This is a genomic window from Nocardia jiangxiensis NBRC 101359 (assembly GCF_000308615.1).
In the GTDB taxonomy this organism is placed as follows: Bacteria; Actinomycetota; Actinomycetes; order Mycobacteriales; family Mycobacteriaceae; genus Nocardia; species Nocardia jiangxiensis.
On record NZ_BAGB01000164.1, the window covers coordinates 18042 to 35288 of the forward strand.

Genomic DNA, 17247 nt, shown 5'->3' on the forward strand with positions numbered 1-17247 from the left:
GCCACGACGCGCCGTCGGCATCCCCGGGCAGGCAACGACATCAGGCACGGAACCTCCAAGATCGCTGAAAAGCATTGCACGGGAAGATAGGTCAACCACATGCACGCAGTCGTCATCGATAGTTTCGGGTCACCGGAGGTGCTGCAATACCGTGAGGTACCCGCCCCCCGGCCCGGCCCCGGCGAGGCCGCGATCGCGGTCCGGGCCGTCTCGGTCAACCGGTCGCTCGATATCGGGGTTCGTGCCGGGAAGGGGCGGCGAGCACAGCTGCCCATGGTGCTGGGCGTGGATCCGACAGGCACCGTCGACGAGGTCGGCGCAGGCGTGGATCCCGGACTGCTCGGCCGGCGGGTGGCGGTCCGGTCGCCTTTGCCGGGTCGCGCCCATCTGGGGGTCGACCGCTGGGGCGGCTACGCCGATCGCGTTGTCGTTCCCGCTGCGGCACTCGCCGATATCCCTGCGGGACTGGACTTTCCGGAAGCGACAGTCATCTTCCGCCACTACCCCACCGCCTTTCATCTGCTGGACACCATGGCCGACGTGCAGCCGGGCGAGCGAGTGCTGGTGATGGGTGCGACCGGTGCGCTCGGCTCGGCCGGTATCGAGGCTTCCCGGCTGCTCGGCGGGCGGGTGATCGCCTGCGTCGGAAGCGAATCCAAGGCCGAGGTGGCACGCTCGCTGGGCGCCGAGCATACGGTGAATTACCGCACCCAGGACCTGCGCGACGCGGTCATGGAGCTGACCGAGGGTGCGGGGGTGAACGTCGTCTTCGAGAACATCTCCGATCCGGACCTGTGGCCGAAGGCGTTCGCGAGCCTGGCCCGCGAGGGCCGCCTGGTCACCGCGGGCGCACACGCCGGTCCGATCGTCCCGCTGGACGTGCGTGCGCTCTATCGCAACCGCCTGCGAATTCTCGGCGGCGCGGGGTCGGACCCGCGCAGCTGGGAGCGCACCACCGCGGCCGCCACCAAGGGCGAGCTGCACCCACTCATCGCCGAGATACTCCCGCTATCGCAGGCGCGGCGCGCCCATGAGCTCGTAGAGAAGGGCGATCTGATCGGCAAGGTGATCCTGCGGCCCGCGGGTCAGTAACTTCGCAGCTGCGACCGACTCACTCGACGATCAGAAGACCGGAGATGATGGTGATATCGCAAAGGGGTCGATATCACCATCATCTCCGGTCTTCCGCTGGGTGACTTCAACTTTCGGCCGCATCGCCTACTGTCAGCTGGGAATTGCTGCGATACCGTCGTTTTCGACAGCGCGCATAATGCCGCGCAGCGGCTGTCCACTCAGCCCGGATACCCCCGCGGCGAGCGGCGGACGCGGTATCGGCGACTGCTCACCTCGAGCGTGGGCCGCCACGATGAGGCGGATGCGCTGCTGCTCCAGCAGATCCATCGCCTCGGCAGCGGACCGCGCCTCCGCGGCGCAGCCGGGCAGTTCGGGATACTCCGCGCGCCGCCACCAGCTGCCGTCGGAACGCTGCACGGAATAGACCACCGCTACGTACGGAACAGCAAGGAGCTCAATGAGATCCATGATCATCTCCCTTCGAATACCACTACGCCGTACTTCCGGTCCGCGCCGCGCGGGCCAGAAGAACGGCGAGTGAAGGTCTTCCAGTCATTCCTCGATGCGGACCGCTTCCACCGGGCACCAGCGCACCGCATTCTCGATCCCGGGGCGCAGTTCCTCGGGCGGGTTCTCCAGCTTCAGCCGGACCACTGCGTCCTCACCCACCTCGAAGACCTCGGGGGCAGCGCCCTCGCACTGGGCGTGGCCCTGGCACAGGCCACGATCGGTGATCACCTTCATCTCGTCGAACTCCTTTCTCTACGAAGGCTGGTAATGCCGCTGCGCGGCCTGACGGCTCTCGGCCGTCGCGTCGACCCACGACACGTCCCGGGGCAGGATGGCGCTCGCCGAACGCACGCGCTGGGACGCCGGGTCCAGGCCGGACGGCGCGACGGTGGCATCCTCGGCCAGGGCGCGGGCCTCGGCCAGCAGCCGCTTGCGCGCGGCGATGACCGCCGCGTCCGAGCTGCCCAGGTGTTCCTTGGTGCGGTCCACGACGCGGCCCATGCTCTCCTGCATCGCCACGTCCTGGATGGCGATGCCGCGAATTCCGGTGAACGACACCGTCTTCTGCAGGGTGCGATCGATGAGGTAGTCGTTGTCGGAGTTGCGGGTCGGCAGGTACGAGCCGTCCGCCAGCACCTGCGCGTGCACGCTGCCACCGTGGCGGTAGTGGTCGGTCTGCTCCTTGGTCAACGCCTTGTCGGGGTTGTAGGTGATGCTGAACGCCCAGCAGTTCTCGTCGTCGATCGGTACCCATGCGTGCGCGGTGATCGGCCCGTCACCATCGCGCGCGACCAGGTTGTACCAGGGCATCAGCCACTGGGTGATGCGCCAGTAATACTGCCCGTCGACGGCGTTGCGGCGAGCGCCGATCAGCATCCCGTAATCGGTGGGCTCGACGAAGAACTTCGGCGAACCGTCGTCGGTCAGATGGTCGCGGGTGCTGTCCTTGGCGTGCGTCCAGTCCGGATTCCACAGCCGGGCATCCGAATGCAGGAAAGACACATGACTCGAGTCGATGCCGCCCTCCATCGCCTGCGCGAAGTTGCTGCGCTGCAATCGCTTCGACAGGTAGCGATGAGTTTCTGGGATCACCGCCCATTCCAGGTCGGGCAGCGCGGGAATGTCCCGGCTCGGACCCAGATAGATCCAGATCATGTCCCCGCGTTCGGCCACCGGATAGGACCGGATCCGGATGTGCTCCTTGAACTTGCTCGTGGCCGGCTCGTTGGGCATATCGATGCAGCGGCCGTCGATGCCGTATTTCCACCCGTGATAGACGCAGCGCAGCCCGCACTGCCCGTCGCGGGATTCCTCGCTTTCGTTGCGGCCGTAATACAGTGACGCCTGTCGGTGTGCGCAGTGCTCCTCGAGCGCCCCGAGACGCCCGTCGGCGGTGCGGAACACCACCAGCGACTCCCCCATCAGCGTCAGGCGCACCGGCGCGCACTGCGGCTCGGCGACCTCCTCGCTCAGCAGCGCCGGAACCCAGTACCGGCGCAGCAGCTGCCCCATCGGTGTACCGGATCCGGTCCTGGTCAGCAGTTCGTTGTTCTCCACGCTCAGCATCGCGTACCTCCTGCGAATGGTGTTGTCGCGCTCATCTACCCGGCGATCTTGGCGAGGGCGGGAATCACCTTCGCGGGGTTGGCGTGGAAGATCGCCCGCTTGTCCTGCGCGCTGAGGAAGTCGAAGCCGTCGATCACCGGCACCAGATCGTCGCTGGTGCGGCCGGTCTCCGGACGGACAGCATTGCCCGAGCCCGGCGCCTCGGTGCCGAACACCAACTGCGGGACACCGCGCTGTTTGATCGCGGCCTCCAGGAACGGCAGGTCATAGCCGCAGGTGTCGTAGAACAGGTTCTCGCTCAGGTCCTTCTGCGCGATGTGGTGATCGGTCGGGATGAACCGGTCCAGCGCGCCGCCGCAGTGGCAGATGATGATCTTCAGTTCGGGAAACCGCTCGAAAACGTCACTGTGCGAGAGGAATTGACCCGCCAGGTACTGTTCGGTGATGAAGCCCAGCTGGTAGTTGTGTGGCACCACCGCGAAGCGCGGATCCAGCGAGTTGGTGCCGTGCACGATCAGTGGAATGCCGAGCTCCTGGGCCTGGGCATACAGCGGATACCAGTACGGCTCGTGCATACCCGGGGTCATGCGCCGCCCGCCCGGATCCGGACTGACATAGGCAGCGACGAAACCGTATTCGCCGACGCACCGGTTCAATTCGTTCAAGCAGTTCGACAGGTCCGGCGCCTCACTGAGCTGCGGCAGCTGCGCGGCCCCGAGGAAACGGTCGGGAAAGAACCGGACCTGCTGGTGAATGGTGTCGTTGACGAACCGCGCCCACGCCGGGGCCAGGTGCGGCTGCATCCAGCCCAGATGCATGAACGGACGGGGCCCGATGACCTGCGCGTCGATGGTGCGCTCGTCGAGGTACTGGACGTGTTTACGTGCCGCGGCGTGGAACTCCTCCGTCGTCACGCCCGCGGGCCCAGGACCCGACGTGCCGATGGGGCTGGCAATCGGGGTATTCGTGGCGAGCATGCGAACCAGGTGGTAATTGGCCGCCTGCGGCGTGGACACGTGGCCGTGCACATCGAGCACGGGCAGGTTGTCGTACATCGGTGAAAATCTTCCTTGTCTGTGTCATTCCCAGTAGACGAACGCCATGCCGGTGCCCGTCCCGGCCGGCGAGCGGTAGCCCGGCACGTAGTCGACGACGGTGGCGCACAGTTTCTCCAATGCACCCGCAGCGGTGATCCAGTTGAGGATTTCCGAGGTCCCGGAGCGCATGAAGGTGCGCGGTATGGCGCACAGCGGCTCGGAATCGCCGTCGACCAATGCGTTCAAAACCCGCCTGTCGAGCTTTTCGTCGACGACGAAATGGCTCAGACCACCCGACGCGATGACCGCCACCCGCAGGTCCTCGGGCCAGGAAGCCACCGCCTGAGCCAAGACCTGCCCCAGGCGATAACAGCGTGCAGGGGACGGAACATTCGGCGGGATATAGGTATTGATGAATACGGGCACGATCGGCACGTCCGGTGGCAGCCCGAGCCGGTACCGCGGAAACGTGAAAGCATGCCCGAGCGAGGTGCCGGGCGCTTGTTTGGTCAATGCCAGCACATCGAACTCGGCCGCCACCAATTCCTCGACCAGATGCAGGCTCAGCGCCGCGCTGGTCGGATGGGGGGTCACCCCCTCACCGAACCGGGCCCAGTACGCCGCCCGGATGCCCTCGGCGACCAACGCGGCCTGCTCCGGGGGCGGTGCCTGATCGACGAGTTGGTCACCGAGAAAGAACCCGAACACCGGAATTCCCTCGTCGCGGAACATCTCTCGCTGATCGTCGCCGACCACCAGCACGACGTCGACGCGCGCCGCAGCCAGCCGCCGGCCAAGCTCGGCCACCGCATCCTGGCCGCGACGGTGCTTGCTCTCCCATACCTCGGGCATCAGCTCGGCGGCGATATAGGGATCGGCCGCGGCGAGCAGCTCGGCGTAAGTGTGGAATGCGCCATCAGTGCCCAGCAGCTTCGATTGCTTCCGATCCCGCTCGGCGTGATCCTCCCACCATTCGACACCAGAACTGAGTTGGGGCGAGTGGGAAGAACCAATGCCCACGACGATTTCGGCCATGCGCTCACACCTCACTTTCCAGTGATAGGTCGCCGACTGCTGACTGCGACCTCACCTGCCGTCATGCAACCTCGCAGATCCTATAATCTATAGTGCATTCAGTAATGTAGGACGCGGCGGAACGCGCGACAAGAGACTGCGGCGATCGGTCCGATGAATGAAAAAAGCGCGCCCGCCTTTCCGGCGGGCACGCTCTGTTGCGTTGCGGGGCTGAGGTATCAGCCGCCTTCGCGAATACGCTGTAGTCCGGCGGTCAGGTGGGCGCGCATCAGGTCGGCTGCTCGGTCCGGGGCGCCCTCGATCACCGCCGCGACGATCGCGGCATGCTCATCGTGCCGCGGACCGCGCACGACGACGTCCCGGCCAGCGATCAGCCGGTAGCGATCGCTGATATCCCACAGGGAGTCCAGGATCTCGATCAGGGTGTCGTTGCCGCTGGCGGCGTAGATGGCCCGGTGCAGGCGGCGGTTGAGAGTCACCGCGCTGAGGGGATCGCCCTTGACCGGTCGCTCCTTGGACAGGGCCAGCATCTGCGCCCGCGCGGTTCCGTCGGCGTGCTCGGCCGCTGCGGCGGCGGCCAGCGGGTCCAGCGAAAGCCGTACCGCGTACACCTCTTCCAGGCGCTCCCGCGACACCGGCGCGACGATCGTGTCCCGGTGCGCGCGGCTGACCACCAAGCGCTCGGATTCCAACCGGCGCAACGCCTCTCGCACCGGCGTGGTGGACAGCCCCAGCCACTTGGCCAGCGCCTCCTGATCGAGGGACGTCTCCGGCGCCAGCTCCCCCTCCTGAATCTTCTGCCGGATCTGCCGATACGCCAGGTCGGCCTTGGTCACCGGCTGAATGGTCACCGCACCGCCCAACGCGGTAGCACGGCCGAGGGCGCTCTCACTCATAGCCGATACTTTATAGCAGCCGGAGAATCACTCACCGCGGCAAGCCGTACAGCTCCAGTGTGGTGGCTCCGGCAGTGAGCGCAGCGAGGATGCGGGTCTCCTCGTCCTGCCTGACCACCGAACGCTCGACCACCTCGGACAGCCGGTCGAAGGGCAGCACGACCACACCGTCGCCGTCACCCATCACGAAATCACCAGGGTGAACGACGATCTCGCCGAGGGTGAGCGGCTCGTCGACAGCGCCGACCCCATCTGCGTACTTGCTGGTACCACGGATGCAGAAGCCGCGTCCGAATACCGGAAAACCGATGTCGGTCAACCGATCCCGATCGCGCACGCACCCGTCGATCACCAAACCCGCCAGCCCGCGGGCCCGAGCGGCGGTGGAGAGCACCTCGCCCCAGTATCCGGCCTCGTAGTGGTGCCCGGGTTCGACCACGAGCACATCGCCCGGCTCGGCGGCGTAGACCGCGCGGTGCAGCCACAGGTTGTCGCCCGGCGGCCCGGACACCGTGACCGCTCGCCCGGCCAGTATCAATCCCGTTGTCAGGCAGCGGATTCCGGAGGGTAACGCGCCCACCTTGCCGGCCGCCTCATGCAGGGTGGCGGCCCCGAGTGCGGCTGCACGGGCAATAAGATCGCCTTCCTCCGGCTGATCCTCGGTCCCTTCGGAGGTCATGTCCACTCTCCCTCCGCCCCACGCTGCGAGCGACCGGCGGTCATCGATTCGTAATTCCCACCGAGGACGACGCCGACCCGCTCACCGATGGTCAGGCGCGCGACCATCTCCCGTTCCCGCTCCGCCAGCCGTTCCGCCTCGCCGATGATCTCCTCGACGCGTGCGCGCGGCAGCACCACCACCCCACTGCCGTCTGCGACGACGAAATCCCCCGCGGCCACGGTCACTCCGCCGATACACACCGGCTCCCCGGTCGACTCCTCGTACACCCGACGCCGTGCAGTGCGCGGCACGCCGCACCGGGCGAATACGGGAAATCCCAGCTCACGCGCCTCGTCCACGTCGCGGCACGCGCCGTCGAGCACGACCCCCGCCACACCCGCGCGATGCGCGGCCAGCGACAGCAGGCCACCCCAGCCGCCCATCTCGGTCCGGCCGGCATTGTCGACGACGATGACACTGCCCGGCTCGGAACGCTCGATGGCCCGGGCGCCCAGATGCACTCGCCGCTGCTCGGCATCAAACACCCCGGCCGCCAGTTTCACCGTGACCGCGGGCCCGGCCAGCCGGGCACCCGCCCACAAGGCGGCCGGTCCCGTTACCACACCGGGCAACTTCAGGATGTCGAGCGCGTCGGACAGAACGCAGGTGTCCAGCCTTGCGAGCCGCGCGGCGAGGTCGGCGGCGGAGGCCGCTGGTCGGGACGTCATCGGAAGCAACCCATCTCCAGGGGATACGTGACATGAACGAGAGGCGGCCAGGCCATCGCAGCCGCCAAGTGCATACTCTACATTTTATAGAAGATAGATCCCAGCCAAATCTTCAATCATCCGGCCATCCTTTTTACCTACCTAGTACCCTACCGATCCACCCGCGACCGCGGATTTTGGGCGGCCTGGCCAGAACGCACGCCGGCGATGTTCCCGACACGAATGCGGTATGCCGATGTCTCCCTGGGCTATCAGGTGCCTCGATCGTGGCGGGATCGCTCGCGCCGATCATCGCGATCAAGCTCCTGCAGACCTGTTCGCGGCCGCACTGGTCACTCGCGGCGCGGTACTCGCAGCGCGGGAAACCTGCGGCCTGCAGCTGGATTCGATCGATCGAGCCGATGCCGCGAACCCCTGAAAAGTAGCCGATCCTGCCCTCGTGCGGGATGAGTTGGCAGGGCAACGTCCGGGGAGGATGCCGCTCAGGTGATACCTACCAGGTAGATTGGTGTTCTGAATGCTTTGTCCGTATTTGCGGATCCGTCGAAGAGGAGACGATGACACAACCGGGAGCCAAGCTCTATCGCGGCCGCGTCGCCGACCAGATCGCCGCGGACCTGCGCCGCCAGATCCTCGACGGCGAGCTGGCCGACGGCGCCCGGCTGCCCTCCGAACGCGAGCTGGCTGCACACTACGACGTCAGCGCGCCTACCGTCCGCGAGGCGATCCGGGTGCTCACCGTGATGGGCCTGCTCCACACCCGCAACGGCAGCCGCACCACGGTCACCGCCAACGGCGACAGCCTGCTGCGTATGTCCATCGCCTCCGTTGTGCAGTTCGACAAGATGCGTCCCGGTGATGTGCTGGGCCTGCTCGGCGTTCTGAACAGCTATGCCGCCGAGCTCGCGGTGGAATACGCCACCGACGACGACATCGCCGCCCTCCGTGCCGCGGCCGAACGAACCGCCGATACGAGCGAGGTCCGTCTCTCCGCCGCGGCCCTGCGCGAGTTCTTCGTCGCGCTCTCGGTCGCCTCGCACAACGCGCTGCTCTCCGCGCTCTGCAAGGCGCTCAGCGAAATTCAGATCGGCCTGGCGGTCGAACTGTCCGGCGGCGAGTCCGGCAGCTGGGGCAGCGTCGCCGGCGCGATGTACAAGGCCCGCATCGCCATCGTCGATGCACTCGCCCGCCGCGATCCCGCCACCCCCGATCTGGTCCGCGAATACCATCAGAACGTCGTGAAGCGCACACGAAACCTTCCCCGCGCCAAACAGATCAGCAAAACCGACCCCGGACTGACCCAGCTCCTGGCCACCTGGCTCGGTACCAACATCAGCCCCGACGCCGCGCCGGATTCGCACCACTGATCACGGTCGTCCGGCGGAGCCGGCAACCCCGATCCTGTTCTGCACAACCCGATGATTCAGCACGGTTGCAGCGGCGTACATCGGGGGCCGCTCACGGTTGCAGGCGGGTGATCCGTATGGCCGCATTGTTGCCGCTGACATCCAGATCGACTCGGATCCGGTTATGTGACCGGCCACGGCGCCGCTGCCAGAATTCGACCTGCTCCGCTTGTACCTGGTAGCCGACCCAGCGTGCCGGAACCGGGATCCGTTCCACATCCGCGAAACGCTCCGCGATCTCGGCGCTCACCCGATCCAGCTCCACACGCGAAGCAATGGGCCGGGACTGCTGCGAGGCCCATGCCCCCAATTGCACACCGCGTGGACGCGAATGCCAATGCACAGCAGTCACTTCCGCCGGAACCTGCCGAACCGGCCCGCGCAGATGCACCTGTCGCCCCAGCGCGGGCCAGACGAAGGTGACCGAGGCATAAGGCACGTCGGTCAACTGATGGCCCTTGCTGGAACCGCGATCGGTGAAGAACACCACTCCCCCGGATGACAACCCCGAACACAGTACCGTGCGCGATGTCGGCCGAGGACCGTTGTCGGTGCACTCCACGGTCGACACCAGCATGGCGGTCGCTTCGACAATTCCCGCGCAAGCGGCCTCCTCGATCCAGCCGCGCAGCAACGGTTCCCAGCCATCATCCACCGACGATTCCGTCAGGTCCGGATCGTCACGGAATTCGGCCCGTGCCGACACCTTGTCCAGATCCAGATACCCCGCATACGCAGGGCCGACCCCGGTGGCGTACTCCGTCGACTGAGCCCGCCGAGTTACCCTTTCGAGCGGTAGCCCGGCATAGTTCTCTGCGAGTTCAGTTGCGGCGGAAGGTGATTGCACAATCCTGCGCAACTGCGACAGTTGCAGCTCGGCGTCGAAGTCATCACCGTGGCGGTGCAGCATCGTCGTCATCCACCAGGAGAAGTGCGTGGACCGCCAGACCCGATTCAGGGCGGTCTCGGAATACGTTGCGGCCGGCCCGGTATTACCCTCGTGCAGCCAAGCGATGATCGCCCGCGACAGCAAATCCACGTCCGCCACCGCCAGGTTCAAGCCCTTCGCACCGGTCGGCGGCACGATGTGCGCGGCGTCGCCGGCCAGGAACAGACGTCCGTACCGCATGGGGGTGGTGACGAAGCTCCGCATTGGCAACACACTCTTCTCCGCAATGGCGCCGGTCTTCAAAGTCCAGCCGTCGAGCGCGAACCGGGTTGCCAAACCGTCCCAGATCCGGTCGTCGCTCCACTGCGAGATGTCCTCTGCGGGGGACACCTGAAGGTAGAAGCGGCTGACCGAGCGCGAGCGCATGCTGTGCAGTGCGAACCCATCCGGATGCCAGGCATAGATCAGCTCATCGGTCGACGGCTCGACCTCGGCCAGCACGCCCAGCCACGCGAAAGGGTAAGTGCGCTCGTAGGTTTGGCGCTCGCGCCCCGGGATGGCCTGTTTGCTCGGCCCGCGGTACCCGTCGCAGCCGACCACGATCTGCGCGTCGATCCGCTGCGGCCGACCCGTCGAGTCGACGAAGTTCACCGCGGGCCGATCGCTGTCGACGTCGTGCAGTTCCACGTCCGAAACCTCGTAGTACGCAACCTGCCCCGCCTCGGCTCGGGCAGCCATCAGATCCTTGGTCACTTCTGCCTGCCCGTACACCCACACCGAACGACCGGTCAGCTCGACGAAGTCCAGATGATGCCGCTCCTGTGGCCACTGCAAGTAGATGCCGCGATGCTCGATCCCCTCCCGGTCCAGACGCTCGCCCAGCCCCACCTGCCGCAGCAACTGCACCGTCGATGATTCCAGAATTCCGGCCCGCACCCGGGCCTGTACGTGCTCGGCGGCCTGCCGCTCGAGCAACACCGATTCGATGCCGGCCAGCCCGAGCAGATGCGATAGCAACAACCCGGACGGGCCCGCACCGATGATCACCACACGAGTTCGCATCAACCAGGCTCCTCAATGATTTCCCCTGTGCCCCAGGACAACTCCGGGAGCAAGAGTTCCCCGATGGACTCCAGCATCTCGTCACCGCCGCCTGTACGACTACCGAGATTCCATCTATTGGAAGCAGGAACTGATTCCTCGCACGGCGGACGCGGGCCATGCGCTATAGAGACCCGCCGGCGAGTTGGTCGCCCGGCGCTTGTGTCAGGCGGCCGAAGAGCCATACCACGAGGGCACAGGACAGACAGACCACGCCCGCGACTGCGAAGATCGGCCCGGTGCTGTGGGTCGCGCCGATTAGCCAGCCGCCCAGGGTGGGCCCCACAATGCCGCCGACACGCCCGCAGCCCATCCCCCAACCGACACCGGTCGCGCGCAACGCGGTGTCGTAATGGGTGGCCAGCAGGGACACGGTACACATCTGCGCACCGATGGCCAGGAATCCGGCCAGGAAGGTCGTCAGCAGGAGCCAGCCGCCCGACCGGGCAACCTGACCGACTGCGGCGACGGAGAACGCGCCCAGCACATACGCCAGGGCTATCGCCCGACCGGGCCGGTACCGCGGCGCCAGCCGGACGAGGGCGAGGCCGCCGAGGATGCCTCCGGTGTTCCAGGCGCCCACCGTCAGAATTGCCGCCGAGGCACCGATTCCGGCACGAGTCGCCACCGTGGGCAGCCAGTTCACCAGGAAAAAGGCCATCAGCAGGGTCAGGAACAGCGCCGCCGACAGCAGCATCGTGCCCGCCAACCGGCCACCGGTGAACAACGCCCACACCGGAACCCGTGCCGGCACCGGACCGGCATCACCCCTTGCGGCACCCGACCGGCCCGCGCGCAGAGTCGAGAAGCGGGTCGGCTCGGGTACGAAAAGCAGCAGAACGGGCGCGAGCAGCAGCGGCAGCACACCGCCGACGATGAAGATACTTCCCCAGCCGAAGCGCGGAATAAGCTGTGCGGCAACAACACTGCCCAGCACCGAGCCGAGTGGGATACCGCAGACGGTGAGTGTCGCCATCGCGGCGCGCGAGCGCTGCGGGGAATGCTCGGCTGCGATCGCGATCGCACCGGGCAGCGCCCCGCCCACCCCGAGGCCGGTGACGAAGCGCAGCACGCCCAGGGTCGCGGTATCCCGCGCCAGCGGCGTGAGCAGCGTGACCACACCGAACAGGACAACGGTCACGACCAGCGCCGGTTTACGCCCGAACCGGTCCGAAACCGCCCCGCTCACGACCGCACCCACCAGCCCGCCGAACAGTCCGATGCCGAAGATCACGCCGAAGCCCGCCGGTGAGACGTGCCAGGCCCGCGCGATGGCGGGCGCGGCGAACGAGATCTCCTGGGTGTCGAAGCCGTCGAGCACCACCACCGCGACGCACAGGGCGATGACGCGGGCCCGAAATCCCCTGCCGCCGCGCGTGATCGGGTCGAGGTCGGAGTGCGGTGTACCCATCCTGCCGATTCAACTGCCGGGCCGCCGGTTGCTCTGCGGAAAACGCTATTTCATTCGCTGAATGGAAACATCCACGGTGCGTATGTTATGAGACATCGACCGCCGGGAGAATCCGGCCCGGAACCTCGGCGAACCCGATCGTCGCGTCCCCGGGTCCCGGCGCGGTCGCGGTGATGGAGACCTCACCGCCGTTCTCGAGAAGCTGCGAATCCTCCTGTCGGACAGGGTGATCGGTCCCTTGCCGCCCCAGGACAGCTCCAGCAGCGAGCCGCGACGGGAGTCGCGCGGGACCTCGACGCATCGAGTGACCTCCGGCCCGAGTTCTCGTACGGCCGCGGAAAGTTCGTCTACCGCGCACCCTCGGGCAGATTGCGGGGCGGGAACACCGCGGCGGCGTCGCAGATCGTGCCGAATATCGCCTCATTCCTCACGAAAACGCACCTCCTTGCTCGCCTCCACCATGCCCGCACCCAGGGCCCGACGCAGGGCCGCAGCCAGCCGCGCGGTGTCCGGCTGGTCGAGCACGGCGGCGACGTGAGCATCCGGCCGGATCACCCAGACCTCACCGGCACCCGCGCCCAGCGCGTGCGTCAGCGTACCGCCCGGGTCGATCTCGGCGAGGTCCACAACACGCACAGGGCCGGCCGCCGCGCCGGCCGCCTGCTCGAGTACGACGGGGTCCACCTTGGGACCGGCCAGGATCAGCAGGCCCGACCTGGCCACCGCACGCAGCCGCATGCCCGTCCCCGTGTACGGCGCACCGGACGCCGATCCGCGTTCGGCACCAGAGACCAAGGCGGGCCACCCGTCGGACATCATCGCGCACTGCGCATCACGGACCGCAGCGAGTGCACTCTCGGATACGGGCGCGATCGGCACATCCGGAACGAGGATGCCCGGCCCGGCGGGCACGGAACTGCCCCGCGCAGGGCGCCCACCGAACAGACGCGCCGGATCGAGGGTGGTCAGCGGCGAGTCGACATACCAGAACGGTTCGGCCAACCGCCCCGAATCGACCCGGGCGCGATAGCTCGGATCGGCATCGGCGCGGCCCAGCGCCACCAGGCGGCGACGACGCTGATCCTCGGTCTGCGGGACCAGGAAATCCATTGTTGCAGTGGTGACTTCGAGGTTCTCCAGCGCCGCTGCATGCCGCTCGTCGTGATAGCTGTCCAGTAGTACGTCGCCCGCCCAGCCGTACAGCACATAGGCCAGCTTCCAGGCGGCGTTCTCCGCGTCGGCGACACCGGAATTCAGGCCACGGGCGCCGAACGGCGACACCAGGTGCGCGCAGTCGCCCGCGATCAGCACGCGCCCAACCCGCATTCGGTCAACCACGCGAGAGTGGAAGCGGTACACCGACTTCCACACGATCTCGTACGATCGATCCCCGATGATCGCCCGGATGCGGGCGTCGAGGCCGCCGTCCTGCTCCTCGGCGGCGAGGTCGTAGTCGGCGGGCACCTGCCAGTCGATGCGGAAGGTCGATTCCGGGCAGGGGTGAATCAGCACCTGCCGCCCGGGATTCCACTCCGGATCGAAGTAGAACCGGCGCTCGTCTGCCCATCCGGGCAATTCGGCCCGGATATCGCAGATCAGGAAGCGATCGTCGAAGGAGTGCCCGTCGAAGCTCAGGCCGAGCATCCCCCGGATGTCTTCGCCGCGCGCACCGGCACAGGCGACCGCATAGCCGACAGCGACATCCACGCTGCCGCCCGGGGTTTCGCACGCAATGCGGACACGCTCGTCGTTCTGGTCGATCGCGACCACCCGGTGCTCCCAGCGCACGTCGATCGACTCGTGGGCGCGAATCCGCTCGTCGAGCAGGGATTCCGTGCGCGCCTGGGAGATGTTGACGAACGGTGGGAACACCGAGCGGCCCGGGTCCGGCAGCGAGTAGGCGAACAGCTCGTGGTCGCGATAGAAGGTGCGCGCCGTGGTCCAGGTCAGGCCCTCCCGTGCCACCCGGTGGCCGACGCCCACCGATTCCCAGATATCCAGCACATCCCGTTGCTGGCAGATGGCCTTCGAGCCGATCGGGTCACGATGCGGCCGGTCGTCCAGCAGGATCACCGGCACACCCCAGCGGGCGAGCAGCAGCGCGGCGGTCTGGCCCACCGGGCCGTTGCCCAGCACCGCGACCGCGGCCGGCCGATCAGTGTTGGTGCTCATGACAATTCGGCTCTCGCGGTCAGTCCTGCAGCTGATCCCACACCTCGCGGTCCCGCTCGGCGGTCCAGATGATCGGACGCTCGATGCCGGACAGCTCGTCCCACAGGCGCGAGACGTCGAACGGCAGGCAGTGCTCGAAGATCGGCCAGTGCCCATAGTCGCCCACCAGCGCCGTGTGCGTGGCCTCGAATGCCTCCTTCAGCGTGCCGCCCGCGCGCTGTACCGCCCCCACCTCGCGGATCATCACCCGCAGGAACGACCGCGTCTGCTCGATCGCGGCCTCGACCGCCGCAGTGCCCCGGCTCACCCCGCCGCGGCCGCCGACCAGCTGTTCCGCGCCGAATTCGCTGACCCGGTCCAGGGTTCCAGTGGACCAGTCCCGATGGAATGCGTCCCCGGTGTACAGCGCGGCCTCGGCCTCGACCAGATCCCCGGCGAACAGGATCCGGTGCCGCGGCAGCCAGGCCACGATATCGCCCTCGGTATGTCCGCGGCCGCAGTACTGCAGCACCAGTTCGCCGCGATCGCCACCCAGATCGATGGTGAGCCGGTCGGCGAATGTGACTGTCGGCCAGGTCAATCCGGGCACGGACTCCGCGGCCTTGGCCAGCCGCGGCATCCGGGCGAACTCACTGACCCAGTCCTGTTCGCCGCGTTCGGCGATGAGGGCCTTCGTATTCTCATGGGCCACAATCTCTTCCGCGTCGAACGCCGAAGCGCCCAGCACCCGCACGGCGTGATAGTGCGACAGCACCAGATACCGAACCGGTTTATCGGTGTGCTCGCGCAGCGTCGCCAGCCATTCGGCTGCCGCGACCGGCGTGGCCAGCGCCTCGAAGCAGACGAGGAAATCCTCGCCCTCGATAGCGCCGATGTTGGGGTCGCCCTCGGCGGTCAGCGCGTACACACCGTCCGCCAGGACCTCCAGTCGCTGTTGTTTCTCCCCCAGGTCCGCGGAGGATGCGAAGGCTTTGGTGGTCACCGCTGACACCTCTCTCATGACTTCGATTTGATCAATGCTTTGATTGCTTTGTCTCTCAACGTAACTCGCGCACGTGTTCTCGGAGAAGCCCTCCGGGCCAATTGCTCACTGAATGGGTGAGCGCCGATCACGCATACTCTTGGGTCCATGCGCAAACCGCCGATCGACCCGGACCAGCTCGACTATCTGTCGTTCGTGGACTTCGCGGTCGAGAAGGCCACGCGCGAGCTGGGTTCGGTCGATGCAACGGCGATGCGGCTGGTACTCACGCTGCACCGGGTCACCAGCGCGCTGGTCTACGACCTCGAATCGGCGGTGCACCGGCCGCGCGGATGGAGCTGGGCGGGATTCCGGGTGCTGTTCGTGCTGTGGCTGGCCGGGCCGCTCGAGGCCAAGCGCGTGGCCGAGCTGTCCGGCATGAGCCGCGCGGCGGTCTCGGCGCTGCTCGCCACGCTCGAACGTGACGGCCTGATCGATAAGACCCGGGCCGAATACGACCGCAGGGCAGTGCAGATCGCGCTGACGGACGCCGGTCACGCCGCCATCGTCGACGCCTTCGCCGATCACAACGATCGCGAGCGCGCCTGGGCGGGCGCGCTGAGCGCACCGGAGCGGCAGATCCTGATCGGGCTGCTGGGCAAACTCATGCACGGCGTCAATGACACCGCCTCTCGAAAGCGCTTCTGACGGCGGGCATTCGCCCATCAGAGCCGGAAGATCTTCTCCGCATTGCCGCTCATGATCCCCGAGTGGGCGAAACCCGGTGCGGCGCCGACAATCTCGATGATTTCCTCCATCTTTCCGTTCTTGTGCGGGTAGTCCGAGCCGTACAGCACGTTCTCCGGCCCCATGACCTCGAGCGTCATCGCCAGCGCCTCCGGTGAATAGACGATCGAATCGACGTAGATCTGCTCCAGGTAGGTGCTGGGCAACCGGTCGATCGCGGCGCGGCAGGACTCGAACGACCGGAAACCCGCGTCCAGGCGGCTGATCACGAAGGGCAGGTAGCCGCCCGCGTGGCCGCCGATGATCTTCAGATTCCGGTAGCGGTCGAAGAATCCGTCCATGATCATCCGGGACAGGGCCAGGGTGGTGTCGAAGGTGAAGCCCACGCTCCACACCAGGTGGTACCGGCTGATGTCGAGCTGATACTCACCGATGGGCGAGGTGGGATGCACCAGCACCGGCAGCCCCCGGCGGTCGATCTCGTCCCAGACGGGCGCGAACCGCGGATCTGTCAGCGACACCCCGTCGATGTTGGCCAGCACCATGACTCCCACCGCGCCGCGCGCACACGCCCGTTCGAGCTCCTGCACCGCGCGGTCCGGGTACTGCCAAGGAATGGTGGCCAAGAAGCGAATCCGGTCCGGATATGCCGTCTGCGCCGCTGCCATATCGTCGTTGATCAGCTCCGCGGCCGCGGTGCTCGCCGCCACGTCGCCCCAGAATACGTTCGGACAGGTGAGCGATACGATCGCCATGTCGACACCGGCGGAATCCATTGCGGCCACACGTAGTTCGTAATCGAACATGCCCTGGGTCAGCGTCACGAACGCGGTATCCCTCGTGAAGATCGCCCGATCGCCCGCCGGAACCCGACCCACTCGATACTTGCCGCCGCTGCCCGCGGCCAGCGCGTCGAGGAAGGCCTCGCTCAGCATATGGGTGTGCACGTCGACGATTGTCATCGTTGCCTCTCGTCCGAGAACCGCCAGAATGCGCCCGATGGTGCGCGTCATGGCACGCTAACAACCGCCCGCACACCGATAAAAGGTTTGA

Annotated in this window: 16 protein-coding genes; 3 read left to right on the top strand and 13 right to left on the bottom strand. The window is 66.9% G+C overall.

Annotated elements, in window-relative coordinates:
- Positions 1 to 99 precede the first annotated feature (99 nt).
- A complete protein-coding gene (locus ON40_RS39360; protein WP_040830574.1) occupies positions 100 to 1092 on the top strand; it encodes a quinone oxidoreductase family protein in 993 nt (330 codons plus the stop codon).
- A 132-nt stretch (positions 1093 to 1224) separates the two neighbouring features.
- Here ON40_RS39360 and ON40_RS39365 read toward each other — a convergent pair whose 3' ends face one another.
- The 8 genes from ON40_RS39365 to ON40_RS39400 form a co-directional block, all read right to left on the bottom strand.
- The gene (locus ON40_RS39365) at positions 1225 to 1542 is read right to left on the bottom strand and encodes a hypothetical protein (RefSeq protein ID WP_157186727.1); all 318 of its coding nucleotides are present in this window, start codon (positions 1540 to 1542) and stop codon (positions 1225 to 1227) included.
- An 84-nt stretch (positions 1543 to 1626) separates the two neighbouring features.
- Positions 1627 to 1818, bottom strand: coding sequence for a ferredoxin (locus ON40_RS39370; protein WP_040830576.1), 192 nt, complete (start codon positions 1816 to 1818; stop codon positions 1627 to 1629).
- 18 nt (positions 1819 to 1836) lie between these two features.
- The gene (locus ON40_RS39375; protein WP_040830578.1) at positions 1837 to 3150 is read right to left on the bottom strand and encodes a Rieske 2Fe-2S domain-containing protein; all 1314 of its coding nucleotides are present in this window, start codon (positions 3148 to 3150) and stop codon (positions 1837 to 1839) included.
- Between the two features lie 35 nt (positions 3151 to 3185).
- A complete protein-coding gene (locus tag ON40_RS39380; RefSeq protein ID WP_040830580.1) occupies positions 3186 to 4205 on the bottom strand; it encodes an amidohydrolase family protein in 1020 nt (339 codons plus the stop codon).
- 24 nt (positions 4206 to 4229) lie between these two features.
- Positions 4230 to 5222, bottom strand: a complete 993-nt coding sequence (locus ON40_RS39385) for a DODA-type extradiol aromatic ring-opening family dioxygenase (RefSeq protein ID WP_040830581.1) — start codon at positions 5220 to 5222, stop codon at positions 4230 to 4232.
- 218 nt (positions 5223 to 5440) lie between these two features.
- Positions 5441 to 6118 carry a GntR family transcriptional regulator gene (locus ON40_RS39390; protein WP_051194278.1) on the bottom strand — a complete coding sequence of 226 codons (678 nt, stop codon included), beginning with the start codon at positions 6116 to 6118 and terminating at the stop codon, positions 5441 to 5443.
- Positions 6119 to 6149: 31 nt separating this feature from the next.
- On the bottom strand, positions 6150 to 6797 hold the full coding sequence (locus ON40_RS39395; RefSeq protein WP_040830582.1) for an RraA family protein: 648 nt from the start codon (positions 6795 to 6797) through the stop codon (positions 6150 to 6152).
- Positions 6794 to 7507 (bottom strand): RraA family protein, encoded by a 714-nt coding sequence (locus tag ON40_RS39400; RefSeq protein ID WP_040830583.1) that lies wholly within the window; start codon positions 7505 to 7507, stop codon positions 6794 to 6796. The genes ON40_RS39395 and ON40_RS39400 overlap by 4 nt, the downstream gene beginning before the upstream one ends.
- Positions 7508 to 8064: 557 nt before the next feature.
- Here ON40_RS39400 and ON40_RS48855 point away from each other — a divergent pair.
- Positions 8065 to 8874: a FadR/GntR family transcriptional regulator gene (locus tag ON40_RS48855; protein WP_051194279.1), complete on the top strand. Its 810-nt coding sequence runs from the start codon at positions 8065 to 8067 to the stop codon at positions 8872 to 8874.
- Between the two features lie 91 nt (positions 8875 to 8965).
- Here the strand turns inward: ON40_RS48855 and ON40_RS55840 are convergent, their stop codons facing one another.
- The 4 genes from ON40_RS55840 to ON40_RS39430 all read right to left on the bottom strand — a co-directional run bounded on the left by ON40_RS55840 (position 8966) and on the right by ON40_RS39430 (position 15468).
- Positions 8966 to 10864, bottom strand: coding sequence for a 4-hydroxybenzoate 3-monooxygenase (locus tag ON40_RS55840; protein WP_083896264.1), 1899 nt, complete (start codon positions 10862 to 10864; stop codon positions 8966 to 8968).
- 163 nt (positions 10865 to 11027) lie between these two features.
- Entirely contained in the window at positions 11028 to 12314 is a 1287-nt protein-coding gene (locus ON40_RS39420; protein ID WP_051194280.1) for an MFS transporter, read from the bottom strand.
- Positions 12315 to 12734: 420 nt separating this feature from the next.
- Entirely contained in the window at positions 12735 to 14486 is a 1752-nt protein-coding gene (locus tag ON40_RS39425; protein WP_051194281.1) for an FAD-dependent monooxygenase, read from the bottom strand.
- A 19-nt stretch (positions 14487 to 14505) separates the two neighbouring features.
- Positions 14506 to 15468: an MBL fold metallo-hydrolase gene (locus ON40_RS39430; protein ID WP_085997876.1), complete on the bottom strand. Its 963-nt coding sequence runs from the start codon at positions 15466 to 15468 to the stop codon at positions 14506 to 14508.
- Between the two features lie 147 nt (positions 15469 to 15615).
- Between ON40_RS39430 and ON40_RS39435 the strand changes: the two genes are divergently transcribed.
- On the top strand, positions 15616 to 16155 hold the full coding sequence (locus tag ON40_RS39435; RefSeq protein ID WP_040830586.1) for a MarR family winged helix-turn-helix transcriptional regulator: 540 nt from the start codon (positions 15616 to 15618) through the stop codon (positions 16153 to 16155).
- A gap of 17 nt (positions 16156 to 16172) precedes the next feature.
- On the opposite strand, the gene ON40_RS39440 is transcribed toward ON40_RS39435, so the two are convergent.
- The gene (locus ON40_RS39440; protein WP_157186728.1) at positions 16173 to 17156 is read right to left on the bottom strand and encodes an amidohydrolase family protein; all 984 of its coding nucleotides are present in this window, start codon (positions 17154 to 17156) and stop codon (positions 16173 to 16175) included.
- Positions 17157 to 17247 lie beyond the last annotated feature (91 nt).